Origin of the sequence: Kribbella sp. (assembly GCF_035687465.1) — a bacterium.
Taxonomy (GTDB): Bacteria; Actinomycetota; Actinomycetes; order Propionibacteriales; family Kribbellaceae; genus Kribbella.
The window spans coordinates 1-13,467 of the sequence record NZ_DASRXP010000484.1 but is presented as its reverse complement, the minus strand read 5'-3'; the positions used below and the strand labels follow the sequence as shown (position 1 = coordinate 13,467).

General features: G+C 67.7%; 12 protein-coding genes. 4 read left to right on the top strand and 8 right to left on the bottom strand.

From position 1 onward, the window contains the following. On the bottom strand, nt 1-236 hold a 236-nt coding region (locus VFG33_RS25565; RefSeq protein WP_325055493.1), incomplete at its 3' end, for an ArsA-related P-loop ATPase. Between the two features lie 41 nt (nt 237-277). Further along, nucleotides 278-1,156: an SRPBCC family protein gene (locus tag VFG33_RS25560; RefSeq protein ID WP_325055492.1), complete on the bottom strand. Its 879-nt coding sequence runs from the start codon at nt 1,154-1,156 to the stop codon at nt 278-280. Nucleotides 1,157-1,278: 122 nt separating this feature from the next. On the opposite strand from VFG33_RS25560, the gene VFG33_RS25555 reads away from it, so the two are divergent. Together VFG33_RS25555 and VFG33_RS25550 are read left to right on the top strand one after the other, a co-directional pair. After that, complete coding sequence (locus VFG33_RS25555; protein WP_325055491.1) at nt 1,279-3,066, top strand: AMP-dependent synthetase/ligase; 1,788 nt, start codon at nt 1,279-1,281, stop codon at nt 3,064-3,066. A 71-nt stretch (nt 3,067-3,137) separates the two neighbouring features. Next, entirely contained in the window at nt 3,138-3,776 is a 639-nt protein-coding gene (locus VFG33_RS25550; protein WP_325055490.1) for a hypothetical protein, read from the top strand. Between the two features lie 7 nt (nt 3,777-3,783). Here VFG33_RS25550 and VFG33_RS25545 read toward each other — a convergent pair whose 3' ends face one another. Next, the gene (locus tag VFG33_RS25545; protein ID WP_325055489.1) at nt 3,784-4,731 is read right to left on the bottom strand and encodes a hypothetical protein; all 948 of its coding nucleotides are present in this window, start codon (nt 4,729-4,731) and stop codon (nt 3,784-3,786) included. Further along, nucleotides 4,728-5,135 carry a hypothetical protein gene (locus VFG33_RS25540; protein WP_325055488.1) on the bottom strand — a complete coding sequence of 136 codons (408 nt, stop codon included), beginning with the start codon at nt 5,133-5,135 and terminating at the stop codon, nt 4,728-4,730. Before VFG33_RS25540 ends, VFG33_RS25545 begins: the two co-directional genes overlap by 4 nt. A 91-nt stretch (nt 5,136-5,226) precedes the next feature. Between VFG33_RS25540 and VFG33_RS25535 the strand changes: the two genes are divergently transcribed. Beyond that, nucleotides 5,227-8,871 (top strand): CHAT domain-containing protein, encoded by a 3,645-nt coding sequence (locus tag VFG33_RS25535; protein WP_325055487.1) that lies wholly within the window; start codon nt 5,227-5,229, stop codon nt 8,869-8,871. Nucleotides 8,872-8,877: 6 nt separating this feature from the next. Here the strand turns inward: VFG33_RS25535 and VFG33_RS25530 are convergent, their stop codons facing one another. Continuing rightward, a complete protein-coding gene (locus tag VFG33_RS25530; protein ID WP_325055486.1) occupies nt 8,878-9,561 on the bottom strand; it encodes an alpha/beta hydrolase in 684 nt (227 codons plus the stop codon). A 29-nt stretch (nt 9,562-9,590) separates the two neighbouring features. Further along, nucleotides 9,591-10,619, bottom strand: coding sequence for a sigma-70 family RNA polymerase sigma factor (locus VFG33_RS25525; RefSeq protein WP_325055485.1), 1,029 nt, complete (start codon nt 10,617-10,619; stop codon nt 9,591-9,593). 136 nt (nt 10,620-10,755) lie between these two features. Between VFG33_RS25525 and VFG33_RS25520 the strand changes: the two genes are divergently transcribed. Beyond that, the gene (locus VFG33_RS25520; RefSeq protein WP_325055484.1) at nt 10,756-11,337 is read left to right on the top strand and encodes a dihydrofolate reductase family protein; all 582 of its coding nucleotides are present in this window, start codon (nt 10,756-10,758) and stop codon (nt 11,335-11,337) included. An 8-nt stretch (nt 11,338-11,345) separates the two neighbouring features. Here VFG33_RS25520 and VFG33_RS25515 read toward each other — a convergent pair whose 3' ends face one another. Next, nucleotides 11,346-12,233, bottom strand: coding sequence for a carbohydrate ABC transporter permease (locus VFG33_RS25515; protein WP_325055483.1), 888 nt, complete (start codon nt 12,231-12,233; stop codon nt 11,346-11,348). Between the two features lie 11 nt (nt 12,234-12,244). After that, entirely contained in the window at nt 12,245-13,306 is a 1,062-nt protein-coding gene (locus VFG33_RS25510; RefSeq protein WP_325055482.1) for a carbohydrate ABC transporter permease, read from the bottom strand. Between the last annotated feature and the right edge of the window lie 161 nt (nt 13,307-13,467).

Here is a 13,467-nt window from a genome sequence, read left to right as displayed (position 1 = left end):
ACATGCAGCACCGAGCGCAGATAGGCCTGGATGTCGCCCCAGGACCGCTCGAAGCGCCGTTGCGCGTCGATCTGCTGGACGAACAGCAGGTCGTCGATCTCGGTCGGCTCGCCGCCGACCTGGCTGTCGAACGCGTCCGACAGCGAGTGCGCGGCATCGGTGGACAGCACCAGCGTGCGCAGGCCTCGCAGCGCGGCCAGCGTGGCGGTGCCGGCCGCGGACGTGGTCTTCCCCACGCCGCCTTTCCCTGTGTACAGCAGAACCCGGGTCACCGTGATCAGGACTCGACGCGCTTTTTGAGCCCCTTCAGGGCCGTGTCGATGATGACCTTCTCCGCCTTGCGCTTGAGCATCCCGATCATCGGGATCGCCACGTCCACGGCCAGCCGGTACGTCACCTCGGTCTGCCCGTCACCCGCGTCACGCAGTACGTAGGCACCGTCCATGCCCTTGACCATCTTGGCCTGGACCAGCGTCCAGGTGACCTCGTTGCGGGACCAGACGTAGTTCAGCGTGTACTCGTCGGAGATCGCCCCGGCATCCACCTTGAACCGCACCTGTTTCGGCCGGCCGGCCTCGTCGGTGGACAGCACCTCGGTCTCGCGCATCGAGTCGGCCCATTCCGGGTACGCCTCGAAGTCCGCGATCACCGCCATGATCGCCTTCGGAGTCGCGTTCACGACGATGGTCGAGGTGGTCTGCTCTGCCATCGATTCACCTCTTCGCTGCCGGGACGGTTGCTGGGCGCCGCTGCCCACGCGAGAGACTATCGCGGGTTCCCAGCCGGTTCGGTGCTCGCCCGCGGCGCGGCCCCGCTCGACCTCGTCCTTGAACCGCCAGATGTTGACCCGGTACTGCGCGACGTAGCGCTCCTGGAGCCTCAGCAGGGCCCGTGGACCCGCCGCCCGCTCGGGGTCGACCCGGAGGTACCAATGGACCACGACACCGTCGCGGACCGGCTCGAGCCACCACTCTGCAGTACCGATCGCCGCCCCGGTCACGGCCCAGCGGACCCCCTCCAGCCCACGTCGCTCCGATGGGGTCAGGGTCAGCTCCGGCCACCACTCGCGCCAGAGGGTGTCCGCTCCGAGCCTCTCGGCGACGTAGGCTGGATCAGCAACGACCAGGTCGTCGCAACTGATGTCGAGCGCTGGCATGCCTGTAAGTCCACTCCCCGAAGTCTGAGTTCTCTGGGTCACATGTGTCTGGCTACTTCCGGGTAAACGACTGTAGCGTGCGCCGGAGTCGACAATTCGTGACCGACTGAGGAGAACACGGAATGCGTGAGTACACCGTTCCACCGGTGATCGAGCCCCCGACCACCGGCGGCCTGAGCGATCCCGTCTGGGCGAACGCGTCTTCCCATCCTGACACCGCGGTCTTCAGCCGCCGGGTCGAGGGCGGCTGGCTGGACGTGTCCGCGGCGGAGTTCGCACGGCAGGTGAGCGCGGCGGCCAAGGGCCTGATCGCGGCCGGCGTGAAGCACGGCGACCGGGTCGCCCTGCTCAGCGCCACCCGGTACGAGTGGACCCTGATCGACTACGCGATCTGGAGCATCGGCGCGTCCACCGTGCCGATCTACGAGACCTCGTCCGCGTCGCAGATCCAGTGGATCCTGACCGACTCCGAGGCCGTCGCCGCGGTGGTCGAGAACGCCGCCCATGGCGCCGTGGTGGAGTCGGCCCGGGCCGAGGCGCCCGCGCTGCAGGAGGTCTGGCAGATCGAGTCGGGCGCCGTCGACGAACTGTCCGTGCTCGGGCAGGACATCACCGACGCCGAGCTCGACAAGCGCCGTACGGCGGTCGTGCCGTCCGACCTGGCGACGCTCATCTACACGTCCGGGACCACCGGCCGGCCCAAGGGCTGCAAGATCACGCACGCCAACTTCATGGACGAGCTCGGCACCGCGGTGAAGGTGCTGCCCGACCTGTTCAAGCTGGACGGTGCTTCGACCCTGCTGTTCCTGCCGTTGGCGCACGTGTTCGCGCGGATCATCCAGGTCGGCTGCGTGATGATGCGGGTCAAGGTCGCCCACACCGCGGACGTGAAGAACCTGGTCGCGGATCTCGGTGAGTTCAAGCCGACCTTCATCCTGAGCGTGCCGCGAGTGTTCGAGAAGGTGTTCAACTCCGCCGCCCAGACCGCGCACTCGGCCGGCAAGGGCAAGATCTTCGACGCCGCCGCCGACACCGCGATCGCCTACTCCCAGGCGCTCGACCAAAGTGGTCCCGGCCTCGGTCTGAAGGCCAAGCACGCGCTCTTCGACAGGCTGGTCTACGCCAAACTGCGCAACGTCCTCGGCGGCAAGGTCGACTACGCCGTCTCCGGCGGTGCCCCGCTCGGTGAACGCCTCGGTCACTTCTTCCGCGGCATCGGCGTACCGGTCCTCGAGGGCTACGGCCTGACCGAGACCACCGCGGCCCTCTCGGTGAACCTGCCCAACGACCTCCGCATCGGCACCGTCGGCCGGCCGCTGCCCGGCGTGACCGTCGGCGTCGCGGAAGACGGCGAGCTCTGCTTCAAGGGTGGCCAGGTGATGCTCGGCTACTGGAAGAACGACGAGGCCACCGCGGCCGCGATCGTGGACGGCTGGTTCCACACTGGCGACCTGGGCGAGTTCGACGCCGACGGGTTCATCCGGATTACCGGCAGGAAGAAGGAGATCCTCGTCACCGCCGGTGGCAAGAACGTCGCCCCCGCGGTCCTGGAGGACCGGATCCGCAGCCACCCGCTGGTCAGCCAGGCCATGGTCGTCGGCGACGGCAAGCCGTTCATCGCCGCCCTGATCACCATCGACCCGGAGACCATCGGTCCCTGGGCCGAGCGCAACGGCAAGGCCAACGACATGTCGCTCCTGGTGGACGACAAGGACCTGATCGCCGAGGTCCAGTCCGCCGTCGACGACGCCAACACCGCCGTCTCCAAGGCCGAGGGGATCAAGAAGTTCGCCATCCTCCCCGACGACTGGACCCAGGAGAAGGGCGAACTCTCCCTCAAGCTCTCCCTCCGCCGCCACATCGTGATGAAGAACCACGAAGCCGACGTAGAAGCCCTCTACAAGAAGTAGCCAGGAGCCGGAGCGCTGCTCGTGATCGCAGGGCGGTCGCGGTGCACCGCTTCGGCACTAGGGTCGTGCAGGTGCGGATCCTGTTTATTGGCAACAGTTACTCGGCGCGCAACGACCTTCCCGGGCTGGTTGCCCGGCTCGCGAAGGAACGGGGCGTGGTGGTTGAGCATCGGCTGATCTCTGCGGGTGGTGCCTCACTTCGGCAACATCTCAATGCCGGTACGGCGCTCGCCGCGATCGCCGAGGAGTCGTACGACATCGTCGTACTGCAGGAGCAGAGCACGTTGCCGGTCAAGAACGCGGCGCGCATGCATGACAGCGTCCGGGATTTTCATGCCGCGATCGAGGCGGCAGGCGCGCGGACCGCGCTGTACATGACGTGGGCTCGCAGCGATGCTCCCGAGGCCCAACAGGTGCTCACGAAGGCGTACGCGACCATCGCAGCCGAACTCGGCGCCGAACTGGTCCCCGTCGGCATGGTCTGGGAGCGCTTCCTCCGCACGCACGAGCACCCGCTGCTGCACGACGACGACAAGAGCCACCCCGCCCCCGCCGGCAGCTACCTCGCGGCGTGCGTCTTCCTCATCTCGCTACTCGGCGAGGACCCCGTCGGAATTGACGCCCCGGTCAAGGGTCTGGACGCCGACACGGCAGCCCTCCTACGCCAAGCTGCCTGGGACATCTGCCAAGAAATCGCCGACGGCAAGTAGCCGACCGTCACGCACCCGCTGCTGGCGGGACGGAGTTGAGCAGCTCGTCGAACAGGTCTCCGGCGTCCGCGGGCAGCGGGCCGGCGAATTCGATGCCGAGGCGCTGTGCGAGGTCGCGAGCGTGGAGGCGGACGGCTGCCTCGACAAGCCGGGCATAGCTGTCCGTCGCAGCTCTGGTGCGCCGACGGGCGGTCATTCCGAGCAGAGCCGCGATGATGCCGGCGGGCCACCACAAGTAGATCAGCGGTACGTACAGCACCGCCCACGCGCCAAGCTCGGTCGCCCGGGTGATGGCGACCCGTGCCGCCGTGATCTCGTTCCGCTCCTGTTCGGGAAGGATCAACCACAGGTGCGGCCACAGGAGTGCGAGGTCGAGCCGATGATCGCGGAGGAGCCGCACCGAGACGCCGTGGATCCGGTCACCGCTCCAGGTCGGCCGGTCCGGCCGTTCCACCGCAATCGACGTCCTGACGTGGAGCGCGGCATGGCGCGGCTCCGGATCGAGCAGGCGGTTCGTCGCGATCGCGTGCGCTGCCTCGGCCCACCGAGCGCTGTACTCGCGGTGAGCGTCGTCCCACCGGCTCTGGCGCGCTCGACTTAGCCGCAGCGCGAACGCACGCGCCGGGCGCGGCCAGGAATGCCAGTCCGCCGCCAGCACCACCCGCTCGATCGCCGAGCCCAGAACGCGAGCGACCAGTCCTACAGCCACGGACATGGCGAGCGCGGCCACCACCAAGACGACCTGGCCGCCGATGGTGTTGACCGCCGGATCATGCGCCCACTCGGAGACCTGGCGCACCAGCCGGGGAACATCCAGCGCGTGCGACTGGCCGACTGCGCGAGCGGTCGCGACGACCGCGAGGAACAGCGCACCCGGCAGTGCCAGCAGGCCGAGCCACTTGTCGGCGAGCTCTTTGCCGAGCTGGCCGCTGAACCCACCGAGAATCCCGGTCACGGCGCGAGCGTCGCACGTCGGAGCGGAGTACCGGTCACGGCACAGGCCGGTCTGTCGCCGCGGTCCGGCCAGGCGAAGCGAGCGCACGGATGACTTGCACGCGGGCACAGCAGGACGGGCTCACGGGGGCGATCGCGGTGGATGCCGGCCAGCGTCGTCATCGACGCGTCCCGGTTGCGGCCGAACACCCCGACGGCGTCCTGTGCCCTGCGCAAGGCGCGGTGGACCGTTTCGAGCAGGTCGGCAGGATCCGTTCCGTTGCACAAGGCGGCGAGCAATTCGTCGAACTGTCGCGGGCCATCGGCGGGGCCACGATTCCAGGTGGTACGGATGGCTGCGAGGTTCTCGCAGACGTACGCGATGGCGTCAGCTACCTGCTCCGTCGACCTGTTATCGCGTCCCACTGCTCCCTCGAAAATGGTAGATTCCCGCGACCCCAGCACCGCGAGGTTCCGCAATCGTACGCTACGTCACAGTCACTCAGGAGAGGACCGGATGGGACGTCGGGACGACCTGATCCAGCTCCTCGGCGAGCTCCTGTCGCGCATCCAGGAGACCCGCGATCCATCGCAGGCGATGGCGCCGGCTGTCTTGGCGGTGGCGGCGGACTTGGTGGACAGCCTGGATGAACAGCAGTCCCTGGACGTCGAGGCCAGGTACCTGCTCGGCTGGCTGACTTGGCACCAGGCCGAGGCTCTGCAGGACGAGCAGCAGCAGGCCGCGATCGACAACGCGCTGGAGTTGTTGTCCCCGGCGGCGAGCCAGATCGGTCAGCTGGGGTTCCCCGAGCCGCTGCTGCCCGCACTCGGAGACCTGGCGATGCCGGAGCTGGCTGCGATGGTCCAACACGCAACGGCGAACCGCGACACGGCCTTGCTCACGGAGGTCATCGTTCGGTGCGGCAACGTGCTGGAAGTCGCTCCGGCGACACAACCGGAGTTCGCCCGGCGGGTGTCGTTCCTCGGGGTCGCGCTGCTCACCCGGTTCCAGCAAACCGGTGCCGTCGAAGACATCGACAACGCGGCGGCTGCCGTCCGCCACGCGGTGGAACTCGGCGCCGACGATCCCCAGCTCGGTATGTATCTCTCGAACCTCTGCGCGATTCTCAAGACCCGCTACGAGCACACTCGCGACGTGCGGGATCTGGACGAGGCCATCGCCATCGCGCGCAGGTCTGTTCCCCTGGCCACGCAGGACAAACTGGCCGGCACGCTGTCGAACCTGAGCGCGGTGCTGCTGCTGCGCTTCGAACTCGCGAGCAGTCCAGACGATCTGACCGAGGCAACCGACGCCGCCCAGCGAGCGGTCGCGATCGCCCACCCGGCCGATCCGCACCGCCCGGCCATGCTCACCAACCTCACCAAGGCGCGACAGCTTGGCTCCGAGCGTAGCGGGCGTCTGACCAGCCTTGCGTTCGAGCTGCTGGGTCGCTTCCAGACAAGGAAAGATCCGCGAGATCTGGACGAAGGGATAGACACCCTCCGGGCTGCCTTGACGGCCGCGGCAACCGACATCGAGCGGCTCTACTGCCTGTCGGACCTCTGCGGCGCCCTGTTCAACCGCTCCACGCAACGGGACGCTCGCGGCGACCTGGACGAAGCCGCGAGCATCGCGAGCGGGATCGATGTAGCGGCACTGTCGGAGGCTCCACCGGGCGTGCTGCTCAACCTGGCGCACGTGCTGGACCAGCGCGCCCGGGTGGCGGCGGAACTGGACGATCTCGACGCAGCGATCGCCCTGGTTCGCCACGCTGCCGCGGCGATCGCCACCGGGAATCCCCCATCGGTCCATCGGGCCATCGGCTACATCCAGTTGCGTGCGTCGGACATCTGGAACGACCGGACCGGTCGGGACGAGCCCGGACACGCCGACGTACTGCGCCTGCTCGGCGCGTACCTGATGCGGCGTTTCGAATGGACCTACGTGCTGGCCGACATCGACGGGGCGGTCGAGGCGCGACGCCAGGTGGTTGCGGTGACCAGCGGCGATGACGTCGAATTCGCCCATAGCCTCACGTCGCTCGGCTACGCGCTGAAGGCCCGGTTCACCCAGACAGACAGCGCTGCGGACCTCGACGAAGCGGTCGAGGCCGGTCGGCGCGCCCTCGCGCACGATGCCGGCAACGCCCAGATCGCCGTATCGCTGAGCGATACGTTGAGAATCCGGTTCGAGCAGCGCGGCGCCGAGTCCGACCTCGACGAGGCCATCGAACTGGGCCGCCGCGCGACCGGGCTGCTGACGGGAGACAGCGATCACCGGGCGGACACGTTCGCGAACCTCTCGGGCCTGCTGCGCTCCCGCGCCGACCTGCATCCGTACTCGGACGACATCGACGCGGCGGTGGACGCCGGGCGTCAGGCCGTCCTGGCCGCAGATGACTTCGACCGGCCGAAGCTGTTGCTCATCCTGGCACGAGCGCTCGAAGTCCGGATCCGAGGCGCCCACCCCGAGACGGACCCCGGGACCGCCATCGAGGCTGATCGGTCGGAAGCGCTCCGGGTGCTCGCGGAGCTGGTCGGCTCCGCCACGGCGGCACCGCGAATCCGGGTTGAGGGCGCCAAGATGGCTGCCTGGCTGGCCGTCGAGAACCGGGCACCCGGCACCGAAGAGCTGGCACTCGCCGCCGACTTGCTGGAAACCGCAGTTCACCTGGTGCCGGAAATCGCGCCCCGCCGCATGCGCCACCACGAACAGCGGGACGCCATCAGGTCGGCCACTGGACTCGCCGACAATGCCGCCGCACTGGCGCTGCTCGCCCCGGACCGCCCAGCTGAGCAACGCGCCGAGCGAGCGCTTTCGTTGCTGGATGCGGGGCGCGCGGTGCTCTTGAGCCAACTCCTGGACATCCGCGGCGACCTGACCGACCTCCGACAGGCTCACCCCGACCTGGCGACACGATTCACCACGCTGCGGGAACTGCTCGATCGAGACACCGACCCAGCCATCCACGAGGACGGGTACCGCATCGGAGCGGCCACGGAGTTGACCGCGACGCTGCGCGAGATCCAGCAGTTGGACGGGTTCGCCACCTTCGCCCTTCCACCGACCGCGGACGAGTTGCTTGCCGCGGCTGACCAGGGGCCGGTCGTCACGTTCAACATCGCGTACGGCGGCAACGCGCTTCTGCTCACCAAGGATGGCATCACGGCGTTGCCGTTGCCCCGCCTGACCGCACCAGCGGTGATCGACCAGGTCAACGCGTTCCACGTCGCCCTCCGCGAGGCGTACGATCCGGCCGCGGATCGCGTTGCGGCGCAGGACATTCTGACCGGAGTACTGAAGTGGCTCTGGGACAACGTCACCGGACCGGTGCTCGAGGCGCTCGGCTACCACGGAACTCCCGCTGATGATGCCCCCTGGCCGCGGCTGTGGTGGGCGCCCGGTGGATACCTCAGCCTGTTGCCGCTGCATGCTGCGGGCCATCACGACGACCCGGCGAGCGGGCGGACGGTGCTGGACCGTGTCGTGTCCTCCTACACCCCCACCATCAGAAGCCTCCGGCACGCGCGGCGCCGGCAGGCGGCCGCCACTGCTTTCCCGAACCGCTCACTGATCATCGCCATGCCCGTCACTCCGGGGCTGTCGGAGCTGCGCAACGTCCGCACCGAAACCGAACTGCTGACCAGCATCCTCCCCAACCCGCAGACCCTGACCAGGCCCGATCGGGACCAGGTCCTCGCGGAGCTGCCCGGTCACCGCATCGCGCACTTCGCGTGTCACGGGAGCTACGACCTCGAGAACCCGGCGAACAGCCGGCTCTTGTTGCACGACCACGAACGGAACCCACTGAGCGTCGGCGACCTCAGCGCCGTCAATCTGGACGGCGCGCAACTGGCGTATCTCTCCGCCTGTCACACCGCCGTGAACTCAACCGAGCGCCTGCTTGACGAGGCGATGCACCTAGCGGGGGCCTTGCAGGCGGCCGGTTTCCCACAGGTCGTCGGGACGTTGTGGGAGCTGGACGACGAGGTCGCCGCCGAGATCACCGAAGACTTCTATCGCGGACTGCGCATCCCGGGCACCGACACCCTCGACCCCGCCCGCGCCGCGTACTCCCTGCATCGGGCCATCCGTCAACAGCGGGACTACTACTCCGGTACGCCGTCCCTGTGGGCGTCGCATCTGCATTTCGGCTCGTAAGCGCGGTTATGCGTCGCCGAAGATGATCGGACGTAGCGACGGGTGATACCGGACGAACGGATCACGCTGGAACGACAACGGGCCGGATCGGAGCAGCGTCGCCCCGAACTCCGGGCTGTCCGGCCGTGGACCGTGCACGCCGGCGGGAGTGCCGTCACTGCCGACCTCGGCGGAGGTCGCGTAGACCGGCCCGGCGGTCCGCAGCGCTGCCGCCGTTTCGACGCCGGCCGCTGGGCAGCCAAGGAGTACCAGCGCATCCGCGGTCAGACCGTGATCCCGTCCGGTGAACCCGGCGACCAGTCCGCCGTAGCCGCGCGCGATCACCACGACCCTGGCCGCCTTCTGGTAGCGCCCGTGTTCCGCCGTCACCGGCAGGGCGGCGAGAAAACTGGCGAACCGAGAGGTGACCTGGGCGGCGAACGCCGGGTCCCGAGCTTCCGCCGCCGTCTGAGGCGCCACGTAGTCGGCCCAGAGGACCACCGAGATGTCGTCGTCGTCCGGGTCCACCGCGAGCCGGCGGAACAGATCCTCCGCCTGTCCCATCAGCTCGTCCATGAGATGCAGCCCAGAACCGATCCCGGGAACGATGACGACGACGTACCGCGCGTTGTCCGGATTGTTCCGCGCGATGATCACCCGTCCGTCTTCGGGATGGAAACCCATGAGCAAGATGCGGTTGTCGTCCAGCATGGACCACAGTCTGCCCGGTCAGGAGTGCATCACACTCCGCGTTCAAGACGAGGGAGTGATCGGGGTAGGCCGAAGGGCGGGAGCATGGTGTTTTCGAAGCGGATCAGGGCGGAGATCCGGTTGCCTGCGAGGGTGAGGACGAACAGGCCGGTGCCGTGGCGGATGCCGGTGGAAGACCGCAGGTAGGCCCCGAACGCCGGCTGGCCGTTGGCCCGGGTCGGCACGAGGCTGAACCGCCGGTCCGCGCGCAGGATGCCGGTGCAGAAGCGGGTCACGTCGTCGAGACCCTGGTATTCCAGGGGCAGCGGTGGCATGGACATGAAGACGTCGTCGGTCAGCAGGGCCACCAGCGCGTCGATGTCGGCGGTCTCCCAGGCGCGGACGAAGCTCGCCACCACTGCATTCTCAGCGAGTGAGTCGGCAGCGGGAGGCTGCTCGTGGTCGGCAACCGTCGACCGCCAGTGCTGCAGGCCGGCGCGCGCTCGCTTGAGGGCGCTCTTGACCGAGTCGACGGTCGTGTCCAGCATGTCGGCCACCTCAAGGGCGTGGAACCCGAGCACGTCGCGCAGGATGAGGACCGCGAGCTGGCGAGGCGGCAGGAGCTGCAGTGCCGTCACGAACGCCACTGAAATGGATTCGGTCTGCTCGTACCGGGCCTCTGGACCGAGCGGCAGATTGATCGCGCCTTCGAGGAGAGTGTCCGGGTACGGCTCGAGCCAGACGACCTCGCCGAGTCGGGTCGGTTCGGGCGGTTCGACCCCAGGGATGTCCCACTCCTTGGCCGGGCGTCGGCTCGCCGAGCGGAGCGTGCTGAGGCACCGATTGGTGGCGATCCGGTAGAGCCAGGTGCGCAGCGAGGCACGACCGTCAAACCCTTCGAGGCCCCGCCAGGCGGCCAGCAAAGTGTCCTGGAGAGCGTCCTCGGCATCCTGGAACGATCCGAGCATCCGGTAGCAGTGCACCTGTAGCTCGCGGCGATGCGGTTCGGTGAGCGCTCGGAACGCCTCACCATCTCCACCCCGCGCCCGGCTGATCAGATCGGCTCTCGGCAACTCCACTCTCGCCACCTCTCTCTTGCTTCCACCCTGTACAGACGCCGGCCGAGGAGCAAACGGGGCGGTCGGCGGGCGCCCCCTTTCCCACCATCGTGGCGTCTAGATCCTTGATAGCCGACAACACCAAGGGAGAACGGCCATGGGAAAGATCGTCATCAGCGAGAACGTCACGCTCGATGGAGTCATGCAGGACCCGACCGGTGAGGAGGGCTTCCAGCGCGGCGGCTGGTTCGGCCGGGTCGGGGACACGGACCGCGAAGCGTGGGCCAAGGCCGAGTTGGAGGAGGCGCTGGGCGCCGAGGCCCTGCTGATGGGTCGACGGAGCTACGAGTACTTCGTCGCTCGGGGGTGGGGATCGCGGAGCGGCGAGTGGGCGGAGAGGTTGAGAAGCCTGCCCAAGTACGTCGTGTCGTCGACCCTCGGAGATCTCGAGTGGATCAACTCGACGGTACTGAAGGGCGACGTGGTGACCGAGGTCTCGAAGCTGAAGGAAAGGGTGAACGGGGATATCGTCGTCTACGCCAGCAGCGGGCTGGTACCCACGCTGATGGAGCACGACCTTGCCGATGAGCTGCGGCTGATGGTCTTCCCGTTCGTGCTCGGGGCCGGCAAACGCCTCCTCGGCGAGACCAGCGCAATGTTGCCCCTCCGCTTGGTCGACACCCGAACGATCGGCGACGGCGTCGCCTTCCTCACCTACCAGCTCGTCCGCAACACCTAGTACGCCGATCAGCGGCTGCCGGTGAAGGTGATGCCGTTGGTGATCTGCTTCTGCGCGAAGAAGAAGATCGCCAGGCAGGGCAGGGTGATCAGGATGGAGGTTGCCATCAGCAACGGGGTGTCGGTGCCGTTGACGGACTGGAAGCCGGCCAGCGCCAACGGCAACGTCTTCCACTGGTCGGAGTTGATGTAGATCGCCGGCCCGAGGAAGTTGTTCCAGTAGCCCATGAACAGCAGGATCGACACCGCCACCACGGCGGGCCGGGCCAGCGGCAGGTAGACCAGCAGGAACATGCGGAACCACCCGCACCCGTCCATCACCGCCGCGTCGGCCAGCTCGGACGGCATCCGGGCGAAGAACTGGCGGAACAGGAAGATGTAGAACGGCGAGCCGAAGAACGCCGGCAGGATCAGCGGGTACAGCGTGTCGATCATGCCGAGGTTGTTGAACAGCATGAACTGCGGCACCATCGTCACCTCCCCCGGCAGCAGCATCGTGGCGAGCACGATCGCGAAGACCACCCCGGAGAACCGCACCCGCAGCCGGGCGAACGCGAACCCCGCCAGCGAACACGAGAAGACCGTGCCCACGATCGGGATCAGCGTGGTCAGCACCGAGTTCAGCGCGTACCGCCAGAAGGGGAACGAGGTGATCGCGCGCGAGTAGTTGTCCCAGAGGAACTCGCGCGGCCAGATGCTCGCACCGGCGCTCCCGACCCCGGCCAGCGAGCGCAACGAGGTCGCGATCATCCACAGGAACGGGTACACGAACGCGAGCGACCCGAGCGCCAGTACGACGTACAGGACGATCGTGACCGGCAGGTTCCGCCGCCAGTACGGGCGGTCTGCCCGCAGGCCCGTCCGCGGGCCGGCTACCAGGACAGGTGATTCGCTCACCGACACCGCCATTAGCGAGCCTTCCTCGAGGAGCGTCGGCGACGTCCGCCGCCGCCCTGCTCGGTCTCGTAGTACACGGCGAACGAGCTGGCGCGAGCGGTGACGGCCGTGAGCGCGAGGATGATGACGAACAGCATCCAGGCCAGTGCCGAGGCGTAGCCCATCCGGAAGTTCTGGAACGCGTTCTCGTACAGGTAGTAGACGAAGAACAGCAGCGAGTTCTTCGGACCACCGTCGGCGATGAAGCCCTGGGTGAAGATCTGCAATGCGCCGATGATCCCGGTCAGGATGTTGAACAGGATGATCGGGCTGAGCTGCGGCAGCGTGATGTGCCAGAACACCCGGGTCACACTCGCCCCGTCCAGCGCGGCCGCCTCGTACAGGTTCAGCGGCACGTCCTTCAGGCCGGCCAGGTAGATCACCATCGCGCTACCCACGGTCCACAGGCTCATCAGGATCACCGTCGGCAGTGCCCAGGACGCGTCGTTGAACCACCCCGGCCCCTGAATGCCGACCTTCGCCAGCAGATCGTTGGCCAGCCCGTACTGCGGGTTGAAGACCCACAGGAACAACACCATCTGGGCCACGCCGGACACCAGGCTCGGCAGGTACCAGATCGTGCGGAACAGCCTGATCCCGGGCAGATCCACATTCATCAGCAAGGCGACCAGGAACGCGAGCACCGTCTGCAGCGGCACGCTGATCACGGCGTACAGCAGGGTCACCTTGAGCGCCTGCGCCACCTTCGGATCCTGGAAGGCCTCGGTGTAGTTGCCGAATCCCACGAACGTGGGCGGCGTGATCAGGTCCCAGGAGGTCAGGCTGACATAGACCGAGGAGATCATGGGTCCGACCGTGAAGATCAGGAAGCCGATCAGCCAGGGCGAGATGAACAGCCAGAACGCGATCGTCTTGTCGGCCCGGGCCCACTTCCGCTTCGCCCCGTACGCCGCCAGCCCGATGACGGCGTACAGGGCGATCAGCAGGATCAGGAACGGGACCAGCGGCACCAGCACCGCGGGCACACCCCAGGACTCCGCGAGCTGGCGGATCCAGCCGATGGTCGGATTCATGAATCGATCTGCCTCACTGCTTCAGCGCAGCGGTGCACTTGGTGTTCAGCTCGGGCAGCACCGTCGCGACATCACCCTTGCCGGTGCCGAGCGGCGTCCCATCGAGCATGCCCTTCTCGGCATCGCCGGAGATCTGGGCTTCCTTCTTCACCGAGACGCCG

Coding starts and splice junctions, on each gene's coding strand:
- VFG33_RS25520 (WP_325055484.1), top strand. CDS start 10,756: ATGGGAAAGATCGTCATCAGCGAGAACGTCACGCTCGATGGAGTCATG.
- VFG33_RS25530 (WP_325055486.1), bottom strand. CDS start 9,561: ATGCTGGACGACAACCGCATCTTGCTCATGGGTTTCCATCCCGAAGAC.
- VFG33_RS25535 (WP_325055487.1), top strand. CDS start 5,227: ATGGGACGTCGGGACGACCTGATCCAGCTCCTCGGCGAGCTCCTGTCG.
- VFG33_RS25560 (WP_325055492.1), bottom strand. CDS start 1,156: ATGCCAGCGCTCGACATCAGTTGCGACGACCTGGTCGTTGCTGATCCA.
- VFG33_RS25510 (WP_325055482.1), bottom strand. CDS start 13,306: ATGAATCCGACCATCGGCTGGATCCGCCAGCTCGCGGAGTCCTGGGGT.
- VFG33_RS25555 (WP_325055491.1), top strand. CDS start 1,279: ATGCGTGAGTACACCGTTCCACCGGTGATCGAGCCCCCGACCACCGGC.